The sequence below is a fragment of the Collimonas sp. genome, assembly GCF_035566375.1.
GTDB lineage: Bacteria > Pseudomonadota > Gammaproteobacteria > Burkholderiales > Burkholderiaceae_D > Collimonas.
On record NZ_DATMRK010000027.1, the window covers coordinates 1 to 24,828 of the forward strand.

22 protein-coding genes, 2 tRNA genes and 1 pseudogene are annotated in these 24,828 nt (G+C 56.6%); 14 read left to right on the forward strand and 11 right to left on the reverse strand.

The window, feature by feature from the left end:
* On the reverse strand, positions 1 to 379 hold a 379-nt coding region (locus tag VNZ60_RS07045), incomplete at its 3' end, for an aromatic amino acid lyase (RefSeq protein WP_325657716.1).
* Between the two features lie 32 nt (positions 380 to 411).
* A complete protein-coding gene (locus VNZ60_RS07050; protein WP_325657717.1) occupies positions 412 to 1,659 on the reverse strand; it encodes an allantoate amidohydrolase in 1,248 nt (415 codons plus the stop codon).
* Between the two features lie 197 nt (positions 1,660 to 1,856).
* On the opposite strand from VNZ60_RS07050, the gene VNZ60_RS07055 reads away from it, so the two are divergent.
* Positions 1,857 to 3,188, forward strand: coding sequence for a C4-dicarboxylate transporter DctA (locus VNZ60_RS07055; protein WP_325657718.1), 1,332 nt, complete (start codon positions 1,857 to 1,859; stop codon positions 3,186 to 3,188).
* A gap of 129 nt (positions 3,189 to 3,317) precedes the next feature.
* Complete coding sequence (locus tag VNZ60_RS07060) at positions 3,318 to 4,013, forward strand: GntR family transcriptional regulator (protein WP_325657719.1); 696 nt, start codon at positions 3,318 to 3,320, stop codon at positions 4,011 to 4,013.
* Between the two features lie 9 nt (positions 4,014 to 4,022).
* Here the strand turns inward: VNZ60_RS07060 and VNZ60_RS07065 are convergent, their stop codons facing one another.
* The 5 genes from VNZ60_RS07065 to VNZ60_RS07085 all read right to left on the reverse strand — a co-directional run bounded on the left by VNZ60_RS07065 (position 4,023) and on the right by VNZ60_RS07085 (position 7,644).
* Positions 4,023 to 4,775 (reverse strand): LytR/AlgR family response regulator transcription factor, encoded by a 753-nt coding sequence (locus VNZ60_RS07065; protein WP_325657720.1) that lies wholly within the window; start codon positions 4,773 to 4,775, stop codon positions 4,023 to 4,025.
* A 21-nt stretch (positions 4,776 to 4,796) separates the two neighbouring features.
* Positions 4,797 to 5,516, reverse strand: a complete 720-nt coding sequence (locus VNZ60_RS07070) for a head GIN domain-containing protein (RefSeq protein ID WP_325657721.1) — start codon at positions 5,514 to 5,516, stop codon at positions 4,797 to 4,799.
* A gap of 30 nt (positions 5,517 to 5,546) precedes the next feature.
* The gene (locus tag VNZ60_RS07075) at positions 5,547 to 6,881 is read right to left on the reverse strand and encodes a sensor histidine kinase (RefSeq protein WP_325657722.1); all 1,335 of its coding nucleotides are present in this window, start codon (positions 6,879 to 6,881) and stop codon (positions 5,547 to 5,549) included.
* A 116-nt stretch (positions 6,882 to 6,997) separates the two neighbouring features.
* On the reverse strand, positions 6,998 to 7,279 hold the full coding sequence (locus tag VNZ60_RS07080) for a hypothetical protein (RefSeq protein ID WP_325657723.1): 282 nt from the start codon (positions 7,277 to 7,279) through the stop codon (positions 6,998 to 7,000).
* Positions 7,280 to 7,326: 47 nt separating this feature from the next.
* The gene (locus VNZ60_RS07085) at positions 7,327 to 7,644 is read right to left on the reverse strand and encodes a hypothetical protein (protein WP_325657724.1); all 318 of its coding nucleotides are present in this window, start codon (positions 7,642 to 7,644) and stop codon (positions 7,327 to 7,329) included.
* A gap of 400 nt (positions 7,645 to 8,044) precedes the next feature.
* On the opposite strand from VNZ60_RS07085, the gene cysT reads away from it, so the two are divergent.
* From cysT to VNZ60_RS07115, 6 genes are all read left to right on the forward strand, one after another.
* Positions 8,045 to 8,920 carry a sulfate ABC transporter permease subunit CysT gene (gene cysT / locus VNZ60_RS07090; RefSeq protein ID WP_325657725.1) on the forward strand — a complete coding sequence of 292 codons (876 nt, stop codon included), beginning with the start codon at positions 8,045 to 8,047 and terminating at the stop codon, positions 8,918 to 8,920.
* 186 nt (positions 8,921 to 9,106) lie between these two features.
* Positions 9,107 to 9,925: a sulfate ABC transporter permease subunit CysW gene (cysW, locus tag VNZ60_RS07095; protein ID WP_414648792.1), complete on the forward strand. Its 819-nt coding sequence runs from the start codon at positions 9,107 to 9,109 to the stop codon at positions 9,923 to 9,925.
* Positions 9,922 to 11,010 carry a sulfate/molybdate ABC transporter ATP-binding protein gene (locus tag VNZ60_RS07100; protein ID WP_325657726.1) on the forward strand — a complete coding sequence of 363 codons (1,089 nt, stop codon included), beginning with the start codon at positions 9,922 to 9,924 and terminating at the stop codon, positions 11,008 to 11,010. Before cysW ends, VNZ60_RS07100 begins: the two co-directional genes overlap by 4 nt.
* A 15-nt stretch (positions 11,011 to 11,025) precedes the next feature.
* Positions 11,026 to 12,018: a CysB family HTH-type transcriptional regulator gene (locus VNZ60_RS07105; protein ID WP_325657727.1), complete on the forward strand. Its 993-nt coding sequence runs from the start codon at positions 11,026 to 11,028 to the stop codon at positions 12,016 to 12,018.
* Between the two features lie 554 nt (positions 12,019 to 12,572).
* On the forward strand, positions 12,573 to 13,340 hold the full coding sequence (locus tag VNZ60_RS07110; protein ID WP_414648791.1) for a spermine/spermidine synthase domain-containing protein: 768 nt from the start codon (positions 12,573 to 12,575) through the stop codon (positions 13,338 to 13,340).
* Positions 13,341 to 13,498: 158 nt separating this feature from the next.
* A complete protein-coding gene (locus tag VNZ60_RS07115; protein ID WP_325657729.1) occupies positions 13,499 to 14,740 on the forward strand; it encodes an NYN domain-containing protein in 1,242 nt (413 codons plus the stop codon).
* Between the two features lie 21 nt (positions 14,741 to 14,761).
* On the opposite strand, the gene VNZ60_RS07120 is transcribed toward VNZ60_RS07115, so the two are convergent.
* The 4 genes from VNZ60_RS07120 to VNZ60_RS07135 form a co-directional block, all read right to left on the reverse strand.
* On the reverse strand, positions 14,762 to 15,805 hold the full coding sequence (locus VNZ60_RS07120) for a quinone-dependent dihydroorotate dehydrogenase (protein WP_325657730.1): 1,044 nt from the start codon (positions 15,803 to 15,805) through the stop codon (positions 14,762 to 14,764).
* 86 nt (positions 15,806 to 15,891) lie between these two features.
* Positions 15,892 to 16,617, reverse strand: a complete 726-nt coding sequence (locus VNZ60_RS07125; protein ID WP_325657731.1) for an arginyltransferase — start codon at positions 16,615 to 16,617, stop codon at positions 15,892 to 15,894.
* Positions 16,618 to 16,714: 97 nt separating this feature from the next.
* Entirely contained in the window at positions 16,715 to 17,443 is a 729-nt protein-coding gene (gene aat / locus VNZ60_RS07130; protein WP_325657732.1) for a leucyl/phenylalanyl-tRNA--protein transferase, read from the reverse strand.
* Between the two features lie 18 nt (positions 17,444 to 17,461).
* Complete coding sequence (locus tag VNZ60_RS07135) at positions 17,462 to 18,046, reverse strand: NUDIX hydrolase (protein ID WP_325657733.1); 585 nt, start codon at positions 18,044 to 18,046, stop codon at positions 17,462 to 17,464.
* Between the two features lie 195 nt (positions 18,047 to 18,241).
* Here VNZ60_RS07135 and VNZ60_RS07140 point away from each other — a divergent pair.
* The 6 genes and pseudogenes from VNZ60_RS07140 to VNZ60_RS07165 form a co-directional block, all read left to right on the forward strand.
* Positions 18,242 to 18,318 (forward strand) — tRNA-Met (locus tag VNZ60_RS07140).
* 82 nt (positions 18,319 to 18,400) lie between these two features.
* Positions 18,401 to 18,477: transfer RNA gene (locus tag VNZ60_RS07145), tRNA-Met, on the forward strand.
* 269 nt (positions 18,478 to 18,746) lie between these two features.
* Complete coding sequence (locus VNZ60_RS07150) at positions 18,747 to 19,571, forward strand: hypothetical protein (RefSeq protein ID WP_325657734.1); 825 nt, start codon at positions 18,747 to 18,749, stop codon at positions 19,569 to 19,571.
* Between the two features lie 1,343 nt (positions 19,572 to 20,914).
* On the forward strand, positions 20,915 to 23,662 hold the full coding sequence (locus VNZ60_RS07155; RefSeq protein ID WP_325657735.1) for a TonB-dependent receptor: 2,748 nt from the start codon (positions 20,915 to 20,917) through the stop codon (positions 23,660 to 23,662).
* 130 nt (positions 23,663 to 23,792) lie between these two features.
* Positions 23,793 to 24,446, forward strand: coding sequence for an energy transducer TonB (locus tag VNZ60_RS07160; RefSeq protein WP_325657736.1), 654 nt, complete (start codon positions 23,793 to 23,795; stop codon positions 24,444 to 24,446).
* A 61-nt stretch (positions 24,447 to 24,507) separates the two neighbouring features.
* Positions 24,508 to 24,828: pseudogene (locus VNZ60_RS07165) on the forward strand (MotA/TolQ/ExbB proton channel family protein); the annotation flags it as partial.

Sequence of the window (24,828 nt, forward strand, 5' to 3'; positions counted from 1 at the left end):
GATCCACCACTTCTACCCGCGGCGCCGAATAATTGCTGGCGAAAGCATTGGCGCGCAACAGCATGGTGGCGCGGCTGACTTCTTCCGAAAACGGTTCGCCGATGCCGGCGCAATGGGCCTTGATCAGCTGGGTCTGGAACAACTCGATATGCTCGACCTTGATACGCGTGTCTTTCAACAGGCCAACGCCGGTGTTGAAGCTGTACATCATCGGCGCTTCGTCGTGCATCCAGGTCGACTCGATGTAGTCGCGGCTTTCTTTCAGGGCGGCGCGTGAAGATGCGGCCAGGGCCACCGGCAGATGCGGGGCGCGGGCGACGTCGACTACTTGCTGGGCGGTCAGGTTGAAACCGTCGATGGTGATGGTGGTATTAGTCATGTTCAAATCCAAAGAAAGTAAATCAGTGTTTATCAGTGTTTAAAATTTTCGACGAAGCGGCTGAATGCCTGAGAGGCGAGGGCGGCGTCATCGGCGCTCATGATTTCGTCCGGGTGGTGGCTGATGCCGCCATTGCCGCAGCGCACGAACAGCATCGCCACATCGGTGATGGCGGCCATTGCCATGGCGTCATGACCGGCCCCGGACGGCAAATGTTTCACGGTTAATCCGCTGGTTTCAATCGCACTCGCCAATTGCTGCTGCAGCCACGGCGCGCAAGGGACGCTGGATGCTTCATGGGTCTTGCGGCTGTGAACCACGACATTGCGGCGCTGTGCAATCTGCTCGATCTGGGTCAGCACATCGGCCACCGCGGCCTGACGCACAGGGTCTTGTTCGGCCCGTATATCAATCGAAAAAATCGCCTTGCCCGGCACCACATTGGCGGCTCCATTCGGCACATTGAACTGGCCGACGGTGCCAACCAGGCCGCGCGTGCCATGACAGCGCTGCTCTATATACAGGCCGATTTCCGCCGCCGCCATGGCGGCGTCGCGCCGCATGTCCATCGGTACGGTGCCGGCATGGCCGGCCAGGCCTTCGATCTCGACCATGAAACGCGAAGCGCCGGAGATGGCGGTCACCACGCCCAGCGGCAATTCATGGTTGAGCAGCACCGGCCCTTGCTCGATATGCACTTCAACAAACGCCAGCACCGCATGCGGCGCGTAAGCAGCTTTGCCCAGGCCGGCGGCGTGAAAGCCGGAGGCGGCCATGACGTCGCGCATGCTGTGGCCGGCGTCGTCCAGGTTATCCAGCACCGCCATGTCGAAAGTGCCGGCGGCGGCGCGGCTGCCGAGCAAGGTGGCTTTGAAGCGCACCCCTTCTTCTTCGGCAAAGCCGATGATTTCGATGGCGAAAGGGAAACGTTTTCCGACTGCATGCCATTGCTGCACGCAGGCAATCGGCAGCAGGATGCCGAGATTGCCGTCGTACTTGCCGCCGTTGCGCACGGTATCGAAATGGGAGCCGGTCAGCAGCGCCGGCGCATCCGGCGTCAGGCCTTCATAGCGGCCGATAACATTGCCGGCCATGTCACGCCTTACGCTCATACCGGCGGCGCACATCCATTCCGCCAATTGCGCCGCCGCGCCGTGGTGGGCGCTGGTCAGATAGGTGCGGGTCAGCATGTCGGGCGCTTCGCTGAACTGCGCCAGCTGGTCCGCCCAAGCCATGATCTGTTGGCCGCAAGCAGCCGATGTTGCTGTATTGCACTGCATGATTGTGTCTCCTTGCCGAGTGAAATGTTGATGACGGGTTTTTTTGGGTTTTTTGAATAATACTCTTGAATTCAAATATTGCATACAATAAGTGAATGCATTATATTGAATCCGGGGCGCCGCTTTTCAAAGCTTGAATCGGGGTGGATCCAGACTTATAAATTGGTATAAACCAAACAAACAATTAGGAGACGAACGTGCGGCGCTTTTATAAATCACTGTTTGGCCAGGTGCTGATAGCACTTGTCATGGGAATCGCGGTTGGGGTGTTATTCCCGAAATTCGGAGAAAGCCTGAAGCCTTTGGGCGACGGTTTTATCAAGCTGGTCAAGATGATCATCCCGATGATCGTATTCTGCGTGGTGGTGCATGGCATCTACGGCGCGGGCGAACTGAAGAAGGTGGGCCGGGTCGGCTTGAAGGCGCTGATCTACTTTGAAGTGGTGACCACGCTGGCGCTGGTGCTGGGGTTGCTGCTGGCGTTCGTGTTCCATCCTGGCGTCGGCATGAATATCAATCCCGATACGCTGGACGCCAATGCACTGTCCAGCTATGTGGAAACCGCGAACAAGGTCAGAGGCAGCAGTTTTGCCGACTTTGTGATGAAAATCATCCCGAATACGGTGGTCAGCGCGTTTACTTCCGGCGATGTGCTGCAAGTGCTGCTGTTCTCGATCATTTTCGGTTCGGCCCTGTCGCTGATCGGTGAAAAGGCAGCGCCTATCGTCAGCATCGTGCACAGCATGTCGGAGGCATTTTTCAAATGCATGTCTTTCATCATCCGGCTGGCGCCGTTCGGCGTGTTCGGCGCGATTGCTTTCACGGTCGGTAAATATGGCGTCGGCTCGCTGCAACAGCTGAGTTTCCTGGTGTTGCTGTATTTCTTTGCGGTGGTGATTTTTGTCTTTGCAATACTCGGCACCATCTTGCGCCTCGCCGGTTTCAGCATCTTCAAGCTGATCAAATACTTGCGCGCCGAATTGCTGGTGGTGCTGGCGACCGCTTCATCGGATAGCGTCCTGCCGCAGATCATGCGCAAGCTGGAGTACATGGGCATCAAGGATTCTACCGTTGGCCTGGTGATCCCGACCGGCTACTCTTTTAATCTGGACGCCTTCTCGATTTACCTGACCCTGGCCGCCGTGTTCATTGCGCAAGCCACCAATACGCCGCTGGCGATGACCGATCTGCTGGCCATTCTGGCGGTTGCCTTGATTACGTCGAAAGGCGCGCACGGCGTGCCAGGTTCGGCGATCGTGATTCTGGCCGCCACCTTGTCCGCTATCCCGGCGATCCCGGTGGTCGGGCTGGTGCTGGTGTTGTCGGTCGACTGGTTCATGGGCATCGCCCGCGCACTTGGCAATTTGCTGGGCAACTGCGTGGCGACCGTGGTGGTGGCGGTGTGGGAAAAAGATATCGACAAGGTGCGTGCCCATGCCGTTTTGAACGGCGCCCGTCCGGCTGCGCTGGAGGATGAGTTCAAGGAGCAGGAAAACCTGGAAATGGCGGCCGACAGCCGCTCGCTGTAAGCCATCAGTAGAAAACCAGCAGACCCGACGCCGCAAGCGTCGGGCGCACCAGATTCTTATTTTTTGAAGGTATCTCATTTACCAGTACAATTTTGATCTTTAGAACATAGCACCAAGGAAATCGAGAACATGAGCCTGTCTCCCAGCCCATCCGGCGCCGACAGTTCTGACGATATTGCGGCCGATATCACGACTGCAATTGCCGAGCAGCGCCTGCCGCCCGGCACCAAATTGCGCGAAGAAGCCCTGGCGCGCCTGTATTCCGTGAGCCGCACCAAGATCCGGGCGGCGCTGGTGATGCTGGCAAAAGACAAGTTGATCGACCTGGTGCCTGACAAAGGCGCATTCGTGAGCCAGCCGACGGAAGAAGAGGCGCGCCAGATATTTTTCGTGCGGCGGGTGCTGGAAGCTGCGCTGGTGCGCGAATTCGTGGCCAAGGCCAGCGCTGCCGACTATGCGGTGCTGGAGCAGCATTTGCAGCAGGAGCGCGAGGCGCTATCCAAGGAAAATCCGCAAATCCGCTCCAGGCTGCTGAGCGATTTCCATATTCTGCTGGCGCGCACGGTGGGCAACCAGGTCTTGACCGATGTCTTGACCAAGCTGGCCGGCCGCAGTTCGCTGATCACCATGTTGTATCAGTCCACCAGAGATGCGGCATGTTCATCGGACGAGCATGTGGAATTCCTGCAGGCGGCGAAGGCGGGCGATACGGAAAGGGCAGTCGAGCTGATGCTGCACCATTTGCATCATGTGGAATCGGCCCTGCAATTCGAGATACCGCCGCCCGGCGCCAAGAAAGATTTCGTCAAGGCGCTGCTGGCTTAGTGTAGAAACTTACATCTGTTTGAACAAATGGATGAAACTGCGGCTCACTTCCAGTTTTTCTGTATGTCCCTTGACCAGTACCTGATGGCGGCCGCGCAGGTCGCGCGTGATGCCGTCGATGGCGTTGACGTTGACCAGCGTGGCGCGGTGAATCTGCCAGAACAGATCGGGATCGAGCTCTTCCGCCAGATCGCGCACCGGCTTGCGGATCAGTGCTTCGTAGCTGGCGGTCTGGACGCTGGTGTATTTTTCATCGGAGCGGAAAAACAGAATCTCTTGCACCGGAATCAGCCGCAGCTGCTGACCGATGCTGGCTTGTATCCATTGCAGATAGACCGGTTTGGTGGCGATCCCCATTTGCTTGGCAAGCTGGGTCAGCATCGTACCCATATCGGCCGGGGTCGAACTTAGCCTGGCCTTGAGCCGAGTAACGGTCAGGCGCAGGCGCTCGGCTTCGGCCGGCTTCAGGATGTAATCGACCGCGCCGCGCTCGAAAGCCTCAATCGCATATTCGTCGTAGGCGGTGATGAAGACGATATGGCTCTTGCCGCCAATTTCCTGCGCCGCCTGCAGCCCGGTTTTACCCGGCATGCGGATATCGAGAAAGGTGAAGTCGGGTTGCAGCTGATCGACCAGTTCGATCGCTTCATCGCCGTTTTTTGCTTCGCCGAGAATTTCAAGCTCCGGCCACGCCTCGCTCAGGCGCAGGCGGATCTGGTCGCGCATCAGACGTTCGTCGTCGGCAATGATAGCGGTAGGCATAGGCGGATTTTAATAAAAAGTTTAGCGTTTTTTAACTGAGCCAGAACCCATGATGCTGGAGCGCACCTGCGGGTCGCCGCTGTACGAGACGTCGCCAGAACCTGCGGTCGAGACGTTTAAATTCTTGCTGGCATAAACATGCGCATCGCCGCTGCCGACGATCGACACACTGGTGTTTTCAGCCATCAGGCCGAAACCATCGTAGTCGCCGCTGCCGGCAATCGATACCCGCAGATCGCGGGTCTTGCCTTTGACCTTGATATCACCGGAGCCGGCGATAGAGGCGCTGACCGTAGGCGTATTCAATTCACCGTTGACGCTGCCTGAGCCGGAGATGGATATCTTGATGCTGTCTTTCGAACTCAATTTGCCGACCAGCTTGAGATCACCGGAGCCGAAGACGCTCAAGCCATTCACTTCAGGCGCGGTCAGGTAAACATTGATATCGTGATGGCTGGTGAAAAATGAATTGCCCTTCAAGTGGACTTTCAATACCGAACCGCTGGTCTCCAGTTCAACCCGCGGAGCGATGCTGGCCTCGGCTTCGATCACCGCGGGTTTGGCCGGCCCCTGGGTCAGGTACACATTGACCGCATCCAGAATTTCCACTTGCTGGAAATCGCCCACCGGGCGCTCGATTTTGACGACGTCGGCTGCCGCGCTGGAGCCGCAACTGATCAGAGAGATCATGGTTGCAGCGGACAGTGTAAGGACAAAAGCAAGGCGTGAGATCGATTTCATATGCGTGTTCCCTGTTGTTACTTGTTACTTCTATGGCTTGGTCTTGCCGGCGCCGACTACCTGATACGGCACTTCAATGGTTGAACATACGCCACTCGGACTGTTGGGGGCAATCTCCAACTGTGCTGCGGCGCCGTGCAACAGTTTGAGGCGATCGCGGATACTTTGCAATCCCAACCCGGTGCCATTGCTGGGGTAGGCGCCGAAACCGAGGCCGTCGTCCGTCACGCTGACACGCAGCTTATTGTCAGCCACTTCGGCCTTGATGCGCAAGGTGCCGCCATCCGCCTTGCGTTCCAACCCGTGCTTGATGGCGTTTTCCACCAGCGATTGCAGCATCATCGGCGGGAAGGCCGCGCTGCGCAAGCCGTCGGATACTTGCAGATCGACGATCAAACGCTCTTCCATGCGCATCTTCAACAGATCCAGATAAGCCCGCACAATGTCGACTTCCCGTCCCAGCGTAGTGACAGTGGAGGTTTCCCGCATTTGCGGCAATACCGCACGCAAGTACTGGATCAGGCGTTTTTGCATGGCCGAGGCGCGCGGTGGATCGGTTTCAATCAGGTATTCGACCGAAGCCAAAGTGTTGAACAGGAAATGCGGCTCAACCTGGGCCTGGATCATTTGCATCTTGGCTTCCGATACTTCGCGCTGCAGGTTGGCGTGCTCGGCGGCGGCATTGGCCGCCTGGGCCCGCGCTTCGGCGCGTTTCTTGCCACCCATCAAAGCCTTGGTGCCAAATAAGCCGATCAGCAGCAGCAGCACAAAATTCACGAACCACTCGGAAGATTTTTTCTGGTAGCGGGCAACCTGCTGTTCCGCTTTTTCAGCCGCCGCTTCATGAATGGCTGCAACCGCATCGTTGATCGCCTGATTCACATCCTGGGTGGCGTCCGGCGGCAAGCTCAGGTGCAGGCTGGCGGCGTTGCCGGGGGCAGAGGGCGCTGGGGCTGCTGGCGCTGCCGGTGGGGCTGGCGGTGCAGCGACGGCGCCGGCTTCTGCCTCCGTTTTAGGCGGCGTCGGCGTTGCCGGTGTACTCGCGGCGTCATCGCCATCGTAGGTATAGGTGCCGGTTTTTATATGGACGCCGGTGTCGTCGATGCGGATATCGGTATTGCCGGGCTTGCTGGCTTTTGAAGATTTGCCGTTATGCTTGCTGACTTTCTCGATGATCAGTTCTTCGGAAGAAAACAGCGTTTCTTGCAAAATCCCGGCAGCCGCCAGCACCAGCGCAGCAAATAGCAGGAACTTCCACCACGAGAGCTGGGTAACCCAGCTTGCCACTTTGTCGAACCCCCGCGACAGATAGACGGTGGCGATCGATGCATTTTTCTTGAAGGTGGTGAAGGAATCAGAATTCATGGATAGGCATAGAGGGAAAGGCAGTTTGTGCGGTAACCCGGCAAAGTTGTCGTCATTCTAAACGGAACAGAGGCGACAGTCTGATCGTTTTGCCATACGGACTTAAAGAGCGGGACTCAAAGAGCGCTGAGCGCTGACATGCCTGTCTTTTCGTTTTTCTTGCGTGCCACTTTTTTCATGCCTTGGGCGTGCTGTTGCTGCGCAAAAGCCACTTTTTCTTCCACTGTCATGCGCTTGCCGATAATCACGATGGGCGGCAGCTGCGGAATTTCTTCGGCCTGCACCTGAGTTGCGGTTTTCCTGGCCGGCGCTGCGGCCATGGCCGGGCTGACGGTCATGCTTAAACTCAAGGTCGCTAACAAGGTAGCGGCGACCAATAATCGGGATGCTGGTTTCATTTGCAATCTCCTGCTGTGGAACTGCTACGGAACGGCGGCTGGCTGGCTTAGATGACAGCCCGCTTGCAGTTGGCTTGTGCCAGGACTGCCTTGTGTTCACGGTTCAGGCGTTTGCCGATGATGGTAATGGCCGGCAGGCTACCTTCCTGTTGTGCCAGAGCCAGTTTTTCCTGTGGGCTCAGACGTTTGCCGACAATCGTCACGGCTTGCATGATTTCCGGATGGCTAGGGCGCTTGCCGATAATCGTGATGGCTGGCAGTGTCGAGATTTCTGTTTGCTGCGCTGCTGCTTGTGCTGGGGCGATGCTGCCAGCCAGAGTAGCGATGGACAGGATGGCGATCAGTGCTTGGCGTGCTGTGTTCATTTTTGTTCTCCGTAAGGTGGCTGATTTAGTCGATTAACTTGTGTGGCTGACGTTGTTGCATGTCGTCACTTTAGGGAGGGGCAGGGCAAGTCGCCAGCTGCTTGCGACAATCTGCAGAAATCGCGGAGCAGAATACAAAAAAGCCCGACTGGAATGCAGCGGATTTGGCGTGCCGTTGTGGGAATGCAGGGGGACAGAACGCAGAAATGCCGGATTTGAGCCGGTCTGAGTCAGACTATTCATTGCTTTTAAGGCAAACAATCCTTGCTCAAAGCAGGGATGTAAACATTTCCCTTATGCAAATCCATTCTATACACATGCAAAAAAGTTCGTTCTCTTTATAACAAACCGGTGAGATTATCTTCGCTCTTTAGCCGTATTTGTAATAAGAGGACGATGTATGACAGCCGCCGTGCTTACCGATCAAGGCTTGATAAACAAAACCGCCACGCCGTTCCGCGTGATGCCCGGGTTTCGTCTGTCGCTAGGATTCACCCTGTTTTACCTGGCCCTGATTGTGCTGATCCCGCTGTCGGCGGTGTTTCTCAAAACCTTCACCCTGAGCTGGGACGGTTTCATTGCCGCCGTCACTTCGCCACGGGTGATGGCTTCCTATCGCCTGACCTTCGGTACTTCCTTGCTGGCGGCCTTGCTCAATGCATTTTTCGGCGGCATCGTGGCCTGGGTGCTGGTGCGCTATAAGTTTCCCGGTAAGAAGCTGATCGACGCCCTGGTCGACCTGCCGTTCGCGCTGCCGACGGCGGTGGCCGGCATCGCCTTGACCGCGCTGTATTCCGGCAATGGCTGGATCGGCAGATATCTAGAGCCGCTGGGCGTCAAGGTCGCTTTTACGCCGTTAGGCATATTAGTGGCGCTGACTTTTATCGGCTTGCCGTTCGTGGTGCGTACCGTGCAGCCGGTGCTGGAAGATGCCGAGAAAGAGTTGGAAGAAGCCGCCGCCAGTCTCGGCGCCAATCACTGGCAGATTTTTACCAGGGTGATTTTCCCCGCCATATTCCCGGCCTTGTTAACCGGTTTTGCGCTGTCCTTTGCGCGCGCCACCGGCGAATACGGCTCGGTCATTTTCATCGCCGGCAATATGCCCATGGTGTCCGAAATCACTCCCTTGTTCATCATTACCAAGCTGGAGCAGTACGACTATGCCGGCGCCACCGCGATTGCAGTGGTCATGTTGACGGTGTCGTTTCTGTTGCTATTGGCGATCAACGTATTGCAAGCCTGGACCCGCAAGCGCGGCCAGTCGGTCAAAGCCTAGGAGCCGGACGTGAGCGCTACCGCCCGTAATTTTGATTCACCCGTTGACTCACCAGTTGACTCACCCGTTGATTCACCCGTCAATCGGGCTGCCGCTGCTTCGCCTGCCGTCAAGCCGCAGCCAAGAGGCGAGCCGATCCATGTGCCCAACGCCACCCTGGAGCCTTTGTGGGTGCGCACATTGTTAATGACAGTGGCGTTATTGTTCCTCACCCTGTTCCTGGTAGTGCCGCTGCTATCGGTTTTTGCCGAAGCCTTCAAAAAGGGCTGGGAAGCCTATCTGGCGGCCATCATCGAGCCGGACGCCATCAGCGCCATCAAACTGACCCTGCTGACTGCCGCCGTCGCGGTGCCGCTCAACCTGGTGTTTGGCATCGCCGCCTCGTGGAGCATCGCCAAGTTTGAATTCCGTGGCAAAAACCTCTTGCTGACCTTGATCGACCTGCCGTTCTCAGTCTCGCCGGTGATTTCCGGCCTGATTTATGTGTTGTTGTTCGGCGCCCAAGGCTGGTTCGGCCCGTGGCTGCGCGAGCACGATATCAAGATCCTGTTCGCCGTGCCGGGCATCGTGCTGGCGACGATTTTCGTCACCTTCCCATTTGTGGCGCGTGAGCTGATTCCGCTAATGCAAGCGCAGGGCAGCGAAGAAGAAGAGGCGGCGCTGGTGCTGGGCGCCTCAGGCTGGAAGACTTTCCGCCACGTCACCTTGCCGAATATTAAGTGGGGTTTGCTGTACGGCGTGATCTTGTGCAATGCGCGCGCCATGGGCGAGTTTGGCGCGGTGTCGGTGGTGTCCGGCCATATTCGCGGTGAAACCAACACCATCCCCTTGCAGGTCGAGATTCTGTACAACGAATACAACTTCCAGGCAGCGTTTGCGGTGGCCTCGCTGCTGGCGTTCCTGGCGCTGCTGACTCTGGCGCTGAAATCGTTTATCGAATGGCGTTTGCGGGAGACGGTATTGCCGCACAACGCAGTGCATCAATCAGGACAGGAGCAGGCATGAGCATCCAGGTAAGCAACATCAACAAACGCTTCGGCGAGTTTGTCGCGCTGAATAATGTCTCGCTGGAATTTCCGACAGGCGAACTGACCGCGCTGCTGGGGCCTTCCGGCTGCGGCAAGACCACCTTGCTGCGCATCATCGCCGGCCTCGAAGCGCAGGACAGCGGCCAGGTCTTGCTGGAAGGCGAAGATGCTTCATCGCGCCACGTGCGCGAGCGCCAGGTCGGCTTCGTATTCCAGCACTACGCCTTGTTCAAGCACATGACGGTGTTTGAAAACATCGCCTTCGGCCTGCGCGTCAAGCCCCGCGCCCAACGTCCGAACGAAAGCGCAATCCGTGAAAAGGTCAGCAGCCTGCTGGAACTGGTGCAACTCGATTGGCTGGCCGACCGTTATCCGCCGCAGCTTTCGGGCGGCCAGCGCCAGCGGATTGCACTGGCGCGGGCGCTGGCAGTGGAGCCGCGCGTACTGCTGCTGGACGAACCGTTCGGCGCGCTCGACGCCAAGGTGCGCAAGGAGTTGCGGCGCTGGTTGCGGCGCCTGCACGATGAGTTGCACGTCACCAGTATTTTCGTCACCCACGATCAGGAAGAAGCGCTGGAAGTAGCAGATCAAATCGTCTTGATGAACAAGGGCAATGTCGAGCAGGTGGGCGCGCCGCAGCAAGTCTATGAACACCCGGCGTCGCCGTTCGTCTACGGTTTCCTCGGCAACGTCAACCTGTTCCACGGCCGCCTGCATGAAGGTCTGCTGGATACCGGCGGCGCCGTTTTCGACGCCCCTGAACACGCGACCGCGCAAGACGCGCAAGGCATCGGCTATGTGCGGCCGCATGATCTGGAGATCGATCGCTACAGTGCCGGCGTAGAAGGCATCGTGGTGCAACTGCGGCGCGCCCACGCCATCGGGCCGCTGGCGCAGCTGGAACTGGAGCGCAGCGACGGCGCCAATGGTGCCGATGGCGGCCTGATCGAAGCGGTGATATCCAGCGAGCGCTTCAAGCAGCTCAATTTAAAAGACGGCGAAACCCTGGTGGTGCGTCCGCGCCGCCTGCAAGTGTTCGTCGATCAACAGACAACTCGGTAAGGCAAGGAGAAAAATATGAATTTTCAACAATTACGCTCGATCCGCGAAGCAGCCCGCTGCGGTTTCAATCTGACCGAAGTAGCTAACGTTTTATTTACCTCGCAGCCAGGCGTCAGCCGCCAGATTCGCGAACTGGAAGAAGAACTCGGCGTCGATATTTTCATCCGCAACGGCAAGCGCCTGATCGGCTTGACCGATCCCGGCAAAGGCATCTTGAAGATCGTCGAACGGCTATTGCAGGAAGCAGAAAACCTGCGCCAGGCCAGCCAGGAATACTCGGGCGAAACTAGCGGCACTTTGACCGTGGCCGCCACCCACACCCAAGCGCGCTACGCCTTGCCGCGCGTGGTGCAAGGCTTCCGCGCCAGTTTCCCCGATGTCCGCATCGCCTTGCAGCAAAGCTCGCCGGAACATATCGCCGATTGGGTAATCTCTGGCAAGGCCGACGTCGGCATCGCCACCGAGGGCCTGACCCAGTTCAAGGAATTGATTTCCTTCCCATGCTATGAATGGAGCCACGTGTTGGTGGTGCCAGAGCATCACCCCTTGCTGGAGATCAGCGGGCCGCTCAGCCTGGCCGATCTGGCAGCCTACCCATTGATTACCTATGACGTTGGCTTCACTGGCCGCGGCCACATCGACGCCGCCTTCAGGACCGCCGGCATCACGCCCGATATCGTCTTGACAGCGATGGATTCGGATGTGATTCAGCAATATGTATCGCTCGGCCTGGGCGTCGGCCTGGTGGCGTCGATGGCCACCGAGCACAGCCGCCAGAACGGCTTGCGCTCGATTGAGGTATCGCATCTGCTGGCCTCCAATGTGACCCGGCTGGCGGTGCGGCGCGGCGCTTATCTGCGCTCCTATACCTATGATTTTATTTTGCAGTTTGCACCGCAGCTGAAGCGCGAAGACATCGTTGAAGCGTTGCAGGCAGAGCCGCATAGCGCCAGCAGCAGTGCGGTACACAAGGGGGATTTTGAGCAGCGTCTCTTGAAAATCGCCTGAGTCGAAATTGAGTATGACCTCTAAACCAGGATCAGTTGCAGCTCCGGTCACGGCCTTGTCATATTAAGGTATTACGATTTCGCCTTGTCTCCTCCGATCCTCTCCGGATTCGGATTTAGCCCGCTGCCGCAAGGCCAGCGGGCTTTTTCTTGCGCGCTTCTGTACCACTACGGGAAACAGGCATTAAATCAATAGCTTAGGGAGTTAGCAGGGTAGTTATCCACAGGGCTGTTCACAATTTCTGTGGGTAACTCATGCGGCATGCCGTTATCCGAGAGGCAGCGCTCATGCTATGCAAGTCGACATTCACGCTCTTTGCGCGCTTCTGTACCACTAGCAGAAAAATTCATTAAATCAATAGCTTAGCGAGTTAGTGGGGTGGTTATCCACAGGGCTACTCACAATTTCTGTGGGTAACTCACAGCGCATGCCAGCTGCTGGTACAAAAATCTATCGGCAAACAAGCGATCACAGGATAATGAGCACTAGCCATTAACTGGCATCGCGCTATCATCCCGCCTACCCAATACCCGCTTCAAACCATAGTCATGCTCATGCACAGTAAAGCCATCGCAGAAGAACCGCCCGGCCAGCCACACTCTCCGGCGACCATCTCAGAAGACAAGGGGGTGCGTTTTCTTCACCTCGGTACCAAATGGGTGCAAGGCGCGATGCGTATCCGCAAACCGGATGCGATCGAACTGGAGTACGTGCAGCAGATGATGATGTGGACGCTGTTCAACTTGCAGCCGCAGCATATTGTGCAACTCGGCCTGGGCAGCGCGGCGCTGACCAAATTCTGCTATCGCCAGTTTCCGCAAGTGCGAGTGACGGCGATCGAGCTCAATCCCGCCGTTATCGATATCTGCCGGAGCATGTTTGAACTGCCGCTGGACGACACCAGGCTCAATGTACTCAACATGGATGCAATGGCGTTTGTGACGGAGCGCGCCAACCACGGCAGCGTCGACGTGCTGCAAGTGGATCTGTACGACGCCGATGCGCGTGGACCGGTATTGGACACGCCCGAGTTTTATCATGCTTGCGCGACATGCCTGACGGCGGACGGCGTGATGACCGTCAACCTGTTCGGCGACTATCCGAACTATGCCAAGAACCTGCAGGCGATGGAACTGGCGTTTGATACCGTGCTTTGCCTGCCTGAAGTGCATGACGCCAATATCATCGTGATCGCATTCAAGCGCGCACCGCAGCTGGATTTCAGCACACTGTACGAAACGGCCGCAAGCATCCGGCGCAGCATGAACTTGCCGGCCAGGTCTTGGGTGACGGGGCTGAAGGCGGCGCTGCGAGAGAAGTAAGCCACGGTGACGGGTGCCTTGCGGTATCTCGTTGGAATCTTATCCGGAATGGCTTCGGGTCCGGCGTTGTTGGCTATAATCGCTGGCATGGATGTCGGCTGTAGTGCATGAATATTAAGCTCGTCAAGCCCAGCTCATCATTGGAGAACAATAGACTTATGGCATCATCCCCGGAAAACCTCAGCATGGCAGTATTCTGCGACTTCGAAAACGTCGCGCTCGGCGTACGCGATGCAAAATACGAGAAGTTCGACATCAAGCCAGTGCTGGAGCGCCTCCTGCTGAAGGGCAGTATCGTGGTCAAGAAGGCTTATTGCGACTGGGAGCGCTACAAGGAGTTCAAGGCCACCATGCACGAGGCCAATTTCGAGCTGATTGAAATCCCGCATGTGCGGCAGTCGGGCAAGAATTCGGCTGACATCCGCCTGGTGGTGGACGCACTCGATCTTTGCTACATGAAATCGCACGTCAATACCTTCGTCATCATCAGCGGCGACTCCGATTTCTCACCGCTGGTCTCCAAACTGCGCGAGAACGCCAAGCAAGTGATCGGCGTCGGCGTCAAGCAATCGACTTCCGATCTGCTGGTTGCCAACTGCGACGAATTTATTTTTTACGACGACCTGGTGCGTGAGAGCCGGCGCACGGCCGCCAAGCGCGGTACGCGGGAAACCCAGCCGGCCACCAAGCGTTCGCCCGATGAAGAAAAGCGGCGCAAGGCAGAGTTGGAAGCACGCAAGAACCAGGCGATCGAGATGGCGGTTGAGACTTTCGACGCCTTGGTATCCGAACGCGGCGACAGCGGCAAGATCTGGGCCTCCGTGTTGAAAGAAGCGATCAAGCGCCGCAAGCCTGATTTCAGCGAGTCGTATTACGGCTTCCGCGCCTTTGGCAACTTGCTGGAAGAAGCGCAGGCACGCGGTCTGCTCGAATTCGGCCGTGACGAGAAATCGGGGACTTATGTGTATCGCAGTAGTGGCAGTAATGGTGGCAGTAGCGGTGGCGCGAACGCCAGTGAAGCCGTGGCGGAACAGCCTGCGGCAGCACCGTCGCCAGTGCTGGAAGTATTCGAAACTGCGGCAGTTTCAGTGATAGCAGCGGCTGAGGACAGCGGCGCCAAACCGGAAGCCCGCCGCAGGGGACGCGGAGGCCGCAAGCCGGCCGAAAAGAAAATCGCAGCGGCTGTGCCGGAAGCTGTCGCTCAGGTTGTCGCTCAGGTTGTCGCTCAGGTTGTCGATACAGCGCCGGAAACGTCGGTGGCTGTCGAAACACCAGCGGCCGCCGAAGCGTCGGCTCAGCCAGCGGAAGATGCAACGGTTAAAGCAGTCAAAACGCCGCGCAAGCCCGCCGCCCGCAGCCGCCGCCCGCGCAAATCTGAAGTGAAGCCGGACGACGCTTGATGCAGTATGGCCGCGCTTGCGTCAGTTCTTCTGACGCAACGCCGCCGCGCATTCGCGCACCAGCGCCGGGCCGCGATAAATCAGGCCGCTATACAACTGCACCAGCGAGGCGCCCGCAGCAATCTTGGCGCGCGCATCGTCCCCGCTGAAAATCCCGCCGACACCGATGATAGGCAGCGCATCGCCCAACTCGCCGTGCAACTGCCGCACCACGCTGGTGGATAAAGCCAATACCGGCGCGCCGGACAAGCCGCCGGCTTCATTCTCGTGCTGCAAGCCCCGGACAGCCTCGCGGCTGATGGTGGTGTTGGTGGCGATCACGCCGTCTATCTTATGCCGCAGCAGGGCGTCGGCGATGGTCTTGATTTGTTCGGCGTCGATGTCCGGTGCGATCTTCAAGGCGATGGGAACGTAACGCTTGTGCTGGTCGGCCAGCTTTTGCTGCGCCTGCTTGAGCTGAGACAGCAGGGCGTCCAGCTCCGATGCGCCTTGCAGCTGGCGCAGGTTCTTGGTATTGGGTGAGGAAATATTGACCGTCACGTAGCTGGCGTAGGGATAGACTTTTTGCAGGCAGTGCAGATAGTCTTCGGCGGCGCGTTCGATCGGCGTATCGGCGTTCTTGCCGATATTCAGCCCCAGCACGCCTTGCCGTTCCTGGTAAAACCTGGAAGCCTGGACATTGGCGACAAAAGCGTCGACGCCGCCATTGTTGAAACCCATGCGATTGATGATGGCGTTAGCGGCCGGCAGGCGGAACATGCGCGGCTTGGGATTGCCGGGCTGAGCGCGCGGCGTCACCGTGCCGATTTCAATCGAGCCGAAGCCGAGCGCCGCCAAGCCGTCGATGTAAGCGCCGTCCTTGTCCAAGCCAGCCGCCAGACCGACCGGATTCGGGAAAGTGACGCCCATCACCGTGCGCGGATCGGCCGGCGTCTTGCCGAGGAACGAAGTGAGCCCCAGGGCGGCGGCGCGGCGCAATGCCGGCAGGGTCAGATTGTGGGCGGTTTCCGGATCGAGTGAGAACAGGGCGGGGCGGGCAAAGGCGTACAGGAGTTTGGCTGGCACGGTAGGCGGCTGGGTAAGATGGTGAAATCAGTAAGAAATAAGCGGAAAAACAGACGGAAAAACAGGCGCAGCAAAAACTGCGCCGGCTATTTTAACGCACTCCATTCTCCTTGCCGTAGCGCTTCCAGCGGCTGGAAGTTGATTTTGTACGCCATTTTCGGGCTTTCCTTGATCCAGTAGCCGAGATAGACATAGGGCATGCCGAGCTGCCTGGCCTGGCCGATTTGCCACAAGACGTTATAGGTGCCGTAGGAGGCGCCGGGCACATCGGGATCATAAAAGGTGTAGACCGATGACAAACCGTCGTTCAGGACATCGATAATGCTCACCATGCGCAAAGTGCCGTCAGCTTCCCGAAATTCGACCAGGCGCGTATTGACTTTGCTTTGCAGCAGGAACTGGGCGTACTGGTCGCGGCTGTCCTGGTCCATGCCGCCGCCGCTGTGGCGCGCGGTCTGGTAGCGCAGGTACAGATCGTAATGCTCGTGGACATACGCCAGGTTGGTCACCAGCGTGGTCAGGTGGCTGTGCCGGTCCCAGGCACGGCGCTGGCTGCGATTCGGCTTGAACGAGGCCACCAGCGTGCGTACCGGCGTGCATGCCTGGCAACCGTCGCAATACGGCCGGTAAGTGAAAATGCCGCTACGCCGGAAACCATTCTTCACCAGCTCCGAATAGACGTCGGCGTTGATCAGATGCGACGGCGTCGCTACCTGCGAGCGGGCCTGGCGATGATCCAGGTAACTGCATGGATAGGGCGCGGTGGCATAAAACTGCAGCGTCGAAAAGGGCAGATCTTTTAGGTGCGTCATGTGCATTCCGGCTGATCACATATCGATGACATATATCTGTAATTTACACCGTAATTTCAGTTTACATAAGGACCTGCAACGGCTTTTACCGCTGTTTTTAATCGGCAAACAATGGCAGCGGTCGCCAGTCGTGAATTTGCGGCTGGTTGATGGCCAGTTTCAAGTGCTGCAGAAACTCGCTGCGCGCTATCGCTTGTGCGCCCAGCGACGCCAGATGGTCGGTCTGCTGCTGGCAATCGATCATTGCCACACCGTGCTGGCGTAGGAAATGCACCAGGTAAGCCAGCGCGATCTTGGAGCCGTCGCTGACCCGGGTGAACATCGATTCGCCGTAAAACATGTGGCCGATGCTGACGCCATACGCGCCGCCCACCAGTTTACCGTCCAGCCATACTTCCGCCGAATGGGCATAACCGAGCCGGTGGAGGGCGCGGTAGCCGGCGACGATATCTTCCGAGATCCAGGTGCCGGCGGCGTCGCGGCGCGGCGCGGCGCATTCGCGCATCACTTGTTCGAAGGCGAAATCGAAACGGATCTGCCAGCGCCGGTCGGTAGCAACGCTGCGATGCACTTTGCGCAAGGTCTTGCGCAAACTGGCGGAGACAGCGAATTGGTCGGTCTTCAATACCATGCGCGGATCGGTGCTCCACCAGAGAATCGGCTGGTTTTCGGAAAACCAGGGGAAGATGCCGTGCCGATAAGCGTCCAGCAGACGCCGTGGCGACAAGTCGGCGCCGGCCGCCAGCAGGCCGGCGGCGCCATCCTCTTCAGTCAGGGCCTTGCTGACATCGGGAAACGGGCTGTCCAGTTCAAGCCAGGGAATCATCGCGGCTCCGCTGACGCTTTATTTAGCGGCTAGGCCGCGGCGCATGGGTTTGAAAATATCCTGCGTATGCAAGCTGAAATGGCCGTCTTCCTGACGGATTTTCTTGAGGTCGGCAAAGAAGGCGCGCAAGGTAATCTCGACCGTAGGGAAGGCGATGTCATCCCACGGGATCTCAGCCTCGGTGAACAAGCCGACTTCCAGGCTTTCAATGCCGGCAGCGTAATCCAGATCGAGCAAGGTGGCGCGGTAGAAAAGATGCACCTGATGCACATGGGGCACGTTCAGCAGCGAAAACAGCTCGTGCAGATCGATCCGCGCCCCGGCTTCTTCCAGTGTTTCGCGGCGGGCCGCATCGCTGGTGGTCTCATCGTTTTCCATGAAACCGGCCGGCAGCGTCCAATAGCCGTATTGCGGTTCTATCGCGCGTTTGCACAACAGCAAGCGCAACTCGCCGTCGTGCTCCCAAACCGGAATCGAGCCGATCACCATTTTCGGATTCTGATAATGAATGCTGCCGCAGTTGCTGCAGACATAACGCATGCGGTTGTCGTCCGGCGGAATTTGCAGGCTGACGGGATGCGCACATTCGGAACAAAATTTCATAGGCTGCAATAGGTAGATTGAATCGATAGTCTGAACAGGCTAGAAGCAAGTCCTGATCATGTTGACACGGAATATTTCAGGATAACAGGGTAGTTTGGAAGTTTAGCATCGCTAAATCGTTAGGGCTGTTCTTAATCCGATTGTGTGTATTGGTTGCATTGCACTGCAATACACTATATACTTTCATTCTTCAGACGCGGGGTGGAGCAGTCTGGCAGCTCGTCGGGCTCATAACCCGAAGGTCGTAGGTTCAAATCCTGCCCCCGCAACCAGTTACAGTAAGAAGGCAAGCAGTAAAGTTATTCTTACGCATCAAGCCTTAAGTGAAAGCGCTTAAGGCTTTTTATTTTCAGACGCGGGGTGGAGCAGTCTGGCAGCTCGTCGGGCTCATAACCCGAAGGTCGTAGGTTCAAATCCTGCCCCCGCAACCAACGCAGAATAAGAAATTATTCTTGCTCAAAAAGCCCCGAGTGCAACGCGCTCGGGGCTTTTTGTTTTTCCATTCCGGTTTGCTCTTACCAAATGGACCGCGTCATCGGTTGTCGGCAGTGCGTTTGCTTGCCGCACTCAACGTGCAAGATGACCCAACAATCAATCCCAAATATAGATAATAGTCACAAAAGAAATATTTCTTTTTGGGAAATATGCTAATTTAGCATCCCAAATCCTATATTGCTTTTTACCTTGAGGGAAACGACCCATGCAGTTATCGGCTTTAGCTACGCGTGTAGTTAATCAAAATTTGCTCGCAAAAATCATTTTTGTAGCGTCGTCGGCGGTCTGGCTGGTTGCTTGTGAGAGGAGCGCAGCATCATCCGCAAGCAAGGGTGATAATGGCCGCACGGTGCGCGAAATGGTGCAGATCGAGCGCACCGAGCCAGCCGGCGCGATAATCACGATGACGCGTCAAGCCGCTTATGAAGGGTGCACAGTGGCCGCCAAAATGCTCAACATTCCAGTTAAGCCATTCCCCGACACGCCAGCTGACTACGTCTCCGAGCGGACTACCGTGATTTCGGATGGAACCAACTATGTGCGCAAGGTTGAGCATCCGTACAATCTGGTTGGGGACAAGATGGTTCCAGAAAGCGGTTGCGAATTCCGGATCGAACCTAGTAAGCAGGCCGACATTTTTATTTTTAATGACGGCAAGTCGACTTCAGTCAGCCAGGATAGCGAGAATCATTGGCACGTCGAGGAAGGTGTCTCCTTGCCCGCTGAAAAAGCGGCCCAGAGCGGGGCTACATCTGCCTATTCTGAAGCACTTACCGTCAATGGTGTGAAACTGCGTTGCCTGCCCGCGTCCGACTCCGTGATGAACGCGCTCGGCGCGGAAGCGATGTGTATTGACGGAAGCGCTCAGCCTCTGACTACCGATGGCAAGCCGGTGGTACTCTATTTCCGCGGCAAGTCGCCGCTCACCGATATTACCTTCGCCTATGTCACGATCCAGGAGCCCGTTTCGCTGAAGCAGTTGGACAAGTTTGACAGCAAGATATTCGACCCGGCGACTTATACCAAATGAAGCCATCAAAAATGGCAGAAATGACGTAGCGGCGAGCAGGACATCGGGAATCTGGAGACCATAGGCACGCACTGTCTCTTATGTGCAGTGTTAACTCTCAATTAGAATAAAAATTATTCTTGCCAAAAAAGTCACAGGTGTATTGCACTTGGGGCTTTTTTTTTTGCGGATTCGGTTCGGCGTCAGTGCCGCAAGCAAAACCGTTCAAGCCAGGCAGCGCGCTCGCATTTCCCCAGAAAGCCAAAGCGCCGTTCCGCGGCGCACCATTCCGATCCTTGATCTGTTGCCGATTCTATACGGCGCCTGCACCACACACTTCATTCAAATTAATTGCATCTCGTCGGCAGCTGTAACGGGTTTTCTCGTGGCAGGGATGGTTTTGTACATTCCAGTACAGCCATCGTGCCGGGCGCTGCCTTGTTTTAAGGCAGATGTTTCTCACCACTTTAGTGCCGCGCATGCACCAAAGTGGTATTACAAAAAACTACCAATATGAACTGGTATTGGATGCCTGTTTTTCCATTTTTTAGTGATGCTGCAATGCAGGGTGTTTAGTGTTTCTGGGGTAATGCCTCTGGGTTCAAGCGTTGGTTTTTGGATTGTCTTGAGAAAAGATGGGAAAAATTCCGGGATATTCAATTTCACCCTGATTTTTGTCGAGACATGCCAAAGATTGGCGCTGCTTCGGCTGCGTAAAAAATGAGTGTTTTCATAGGGGGAATTGCGAAAAATAAGGAGTAAGTACAATGCTCCGCAGCAGCGACTTGCCTGCTTTGAAGAAGTTCCACTTCAAATCCAACAAATTCTCATTTTTGAGAAAAATAACATTCGTGCCGGTCCAATTTTGAAAAAAAGCGACCAGTCCAGTCAACTAAACAACAGCCGTGTGGCAAAGCAAAATAATGAATGTAAACAACGGTATATATAGATATACGAATTATCAATTTTGATACCAATAATTTATTTATGTAATACCAGTTGAATGCCTATTGACAGCCACTTTTGCCGTCCCTAGAGTGTCCCCAGCGCAACGTTTCCAAATGAAATTCTTGAGCTTGGTTCTTTAGCGTTGAAGTAAGGCAGATGCAGCAGCTTGGTGTGGGGCGGGTACACACGGCATCGCCCTCAGACGGTTTTTGGAGAAGGACTGACCGGGGGAGTTGTTTTACAAGCGGCGATATGCGGCGTCTTGTTGGTTGGATCTTGTTGTATTGGCGACTGTATCGAAAAAAGGTTCTCCCCTTTGCCGGCCTGAAGTGAGCTCAAGCCGCAGCGTGGAGAAGTCAATGAAAAAATGGCCTGCTTCAGGTTTGCCGGGCCGCAATCGATGGGGAGAACGGTAAGTGAATAAAAATTTAACACCAATAGCATCCGCAGTCGCGTTACTGGTCATGGCGGCAGCCATGCCCGTGTATGCGCAGCAAGCAGATGATTCAGCTCCGAAGGCTGACAGCAAGAACACCGACAAGGGGGGGCAGATCGAGCAGGTCACCATCAGCGGCATTCGCGGCTCGTTGCAGAAATCCCTGACGCAAAAGCGCAATGCCGATTCGCACGTGGAAGTCATCACCGCCGAAGATATCGGCAAGATGCCGGACAAGAACGTTGCCGATTCGCTGTCACGCGTACCTGGCGTCACCATCGGTAACGCCGGCGCCACCGAAGGCGGTTTCGACGAAGCCGACCGGGTCAGCATGCGCGGTACCAATCCAAGCTTGACGCAAACTCTGATCAACGGCCACAACGTGGCGTCCGGCGACTGGTTCGTGCTGGATCAATCCGGCCAGGTCGGGCGCAGCGTCAGCTACACGCTGCTGCCTTCCGAACTGGTTGGCTCGGTAGTGGTGCACAAGAGTTCCCAGGCTAACCTGGTGGAAGGCGGCGTCGCCGGTTCGGTCGATATCATTACCCGCAAGCCGCTCGAATTCAAGAAGCAATTTACGGCAGAGGCAACCCTGGGCGCCGTGTATGCCGACTTGCCAGGCAAGACCGATCCGCAAATCAGCGCCTTGGTGAACTGGAAAAACGAAGCGAATACCTTCGGCATCCTGGTGCAAGCTTTTTCGGAAGAGCGCCATCTGCAACGGCAAGGCCAGGAAATTCTTGGTTATACCAAGATCGCTCCGGGCAGCGCTATCGCCACTGCACATCCAGACCTGGCTGGCGTATATGCGCCTAACCTGATCAACTCGGCGCTGTTTGAACAACAGCGCAAACGCACCGGCGGTTTGATCGACGCTCAGTTCAAGGTCAGCAACGACTTCTCGTTCGACGTCAATGCCTTCACTTCGGAAATGAAGGCGGCCAACTACAATCGCAGTTATGAATTCTGGGGTGCGCAGGTGATCAACGCTGGCGCCGGCCAATCGCCGAATCCTGGTTATACGGTGAAAAACAATACGCTGACATCGGCCACTTTTGCACCGGTAGCCGGCACCAACTATGGCGTCTACGATCAGATTTCACGCCCTGACGAAAGCGCCAGCTCCAACTTTGTTGAGCTTGGCACCAAGTGGCGCGCAACCGACGCACTGACTTTCACTACCAAGCTGGGAACTTCCACCGGCGAAGGTAAAACCCCGACGCAGAACGTGGCGGAGTGGAATGTCGGTGTCGGCGCCGGCGCGGGTTATCAACTGAACGGCACGGGCACCGCCGCCAACTGGAATCTGGGAGCGACCAATAACGCCAGCCCTGCCGGTTCACAGTTCGGCTGGATCTTTGGCGACCAGAACATCAATGTCAAGGATAAGGAAAACTGGGCTCAGGCTGACGGTGAATTTTCCGCCGGCTGGGGCACACTGTCCACCATCCAGTTTGGTCTGCGTTACAACGATCACAAACGCAGTTCCGATGGCGTGATCGGCCAGGGACCACTGAACGCCGGCAATCCTGGTGCGGCAAATTCGGCCGCCAATCCAGCCAATTTCCCGCAGGGTTACTCCAACTTCCCGTCGAATTTCGGCAGCGGCCTGGGCAGCGGTTTCCCGACCAATGTCTGGTATTACTCGCCGGGTCAGCTGGCGGCTTACAACGCCTTCACCAATCGCGATCCGGTCACGCGTGAAGACTGGAATTCCGAGTTTTCGGTCAAGGAAAAAAATACCGCCGGTTACCTGCAGGGCAATTTCGAAGGTAATCACTGGAGCGGTAATCTCGGTGTGCGGGTAGTGCAGACCAAAGAGAATGTCATTTCCAACGTCGCCGCAGCAGCTTCCGCGCCTGGCGCAATCACTACTTCGGCTTTCGGTCCGTTCATCAAGCAGTACGACAACAATACCTACGTCGACGTGCTGCCAAGCATGAACCTGAAATTCGACTTGAGCAAAGATGTGATTGCCCGTTTTGCCGCATCCAAGACCATGACCCGTCCGGATTATTCCTCGCTGGCAGGCCAGGTGACATTGACGCCGCCGGCGGCGTTCGGCGCCATCGGTTCCGGTACTGGCGGCAATCCTAATCTGAAACCGATCACGTCGAACAACTTCGATGCTTCGCTGGAGTGGTATTTTGCGCCGCGTTCATTGGTGTCGGCGAGCGTCTTCAATATGAACCTGAGCAGCTATGTCGGTTTGGGCACGGTCACCAGAAGCTATGTCACCAGCACGGCAGATCATCCGGCCAACTATATGGCCGATTATGTGCTGACGGTGCCGATCAACACCAGCGGCACGGTGAACGGTATCGAACTGGGGTATGAAATGCCGCTTGGTAAAAACTTCGGTTTTGCCACTAACCTCACTTTGATCAACGCCTACGACGCCAGCAATGGCCCGTTGGTCGGCGCATCGAAGCGTACCGGCAACCTGTCCGCTTACTACGAAGATGAGCGTTTCAATGCCCGTATCTCCTACAACTACCGCAGCAGTTTCTACAGCGGCCTGGATCGCAGCACGGCCTTCTATCAAGCCGGTGTCGGTACTCTGGCGATGTCATTGGGCTACAAGTACAGCGAGCAGTTGTCCTTCACGCTGGATGGGCAGAACCTGAACAATCCGACCCTGAAGTACTTCGCATTGAATGAAGATCAGCCGCGTGCGTTCTACAAGAATGGCCGGCAGTTCTATCTGAATGCGCATCTGAAGTTCTAGCAGCAAGACTAGCAAGAAGCCGGCATGCCGTTTTTCAGTAACGGCATGTCGGTGGTTTTGGGTTTGTAGTCAACACCGGGACTACCAGAAATCAGGCGCAAAAAACAGACGCAAAAACAGGAGTCGTTGTATGGATTTCACGCAGGATGGGAAGAATCCCTCCAGGAATGTAGTTGGCATCAGCGTGGTGGTGGTTCTGCATGTCTTTATCGTTTATGCGCTGCTGACCGGATTGGCGCGCAAGGTTGTGGAAGTGATTCAGCAGCCGGTAGATACGAAGATCATCGAAGAGATCAAGCCGCCACCGCCACCGCCGCCACCGGACAAGCCGCTGCCGCCGCCGCCAAAATCGGTTGCGCCGCCACCACCGTTCGTGCCGCCGCCAGAGGTGAAAGTGCAGGCGCCGCCGCAAGACGATGTGATCGCAGCGGTGACCAATGTCAAACCGCCGACCAATGATCTGCCTACCTCCGTGGCGCAACCGTCGACCAGCGGCGTAGCAGGGCCTGCGCATACCAGCGCCAGGATTGCTGGTAATTGCGAAAAGCCGGAGTATCCGAGAACTTCGTTACGCAATGAAGAAGAAGGTACCGTGCAAGTCAAGATGACTATTGGCATAGATGGCAGCGTTGTAGAGTCATCAATTGCAAAGAGCAGTGGTTTCAAGGATCTTGATAGAGCCGCGCTGAAAGCGTTAAGTCTCTGCCATTTCAAACCCGCGATGGCGGATGGCAAACCGGTGCAATCGTCGACATCGATTCCGTATGTCTGGAAGCTTGAGTAGCGCAAGCCATTTACCACGTCGCGATTGCGGCAATCTACTTTCTAACATTTGGAGTATTCGTATGTCTATCACTCGTAATCGCTTATCCGCCCTGGTTGCCGCCCTGATGATCTCCGCCGTGACGATCTCAGCCCCACTGGCAGCCGTTGCCCAGACACCTGCAGCATCGGCCGTCGCCGAGGCGCCAAAAGCCGCATCTGCTACCCCTGTGGCCGACACTCCGACCCCGCCGCCACTGCCTGCCGCCAAGGAAACCGTCGACAACCCCTACGGCCTCGACGCCCTGTGGAAAGGCGGCGACTTCGTAGCCCGCGGCACCCTGATCATCCTGGTGCTGATGTCGATGGGCAGCTGGTACATCATCATCACCAAGCTGATCGAG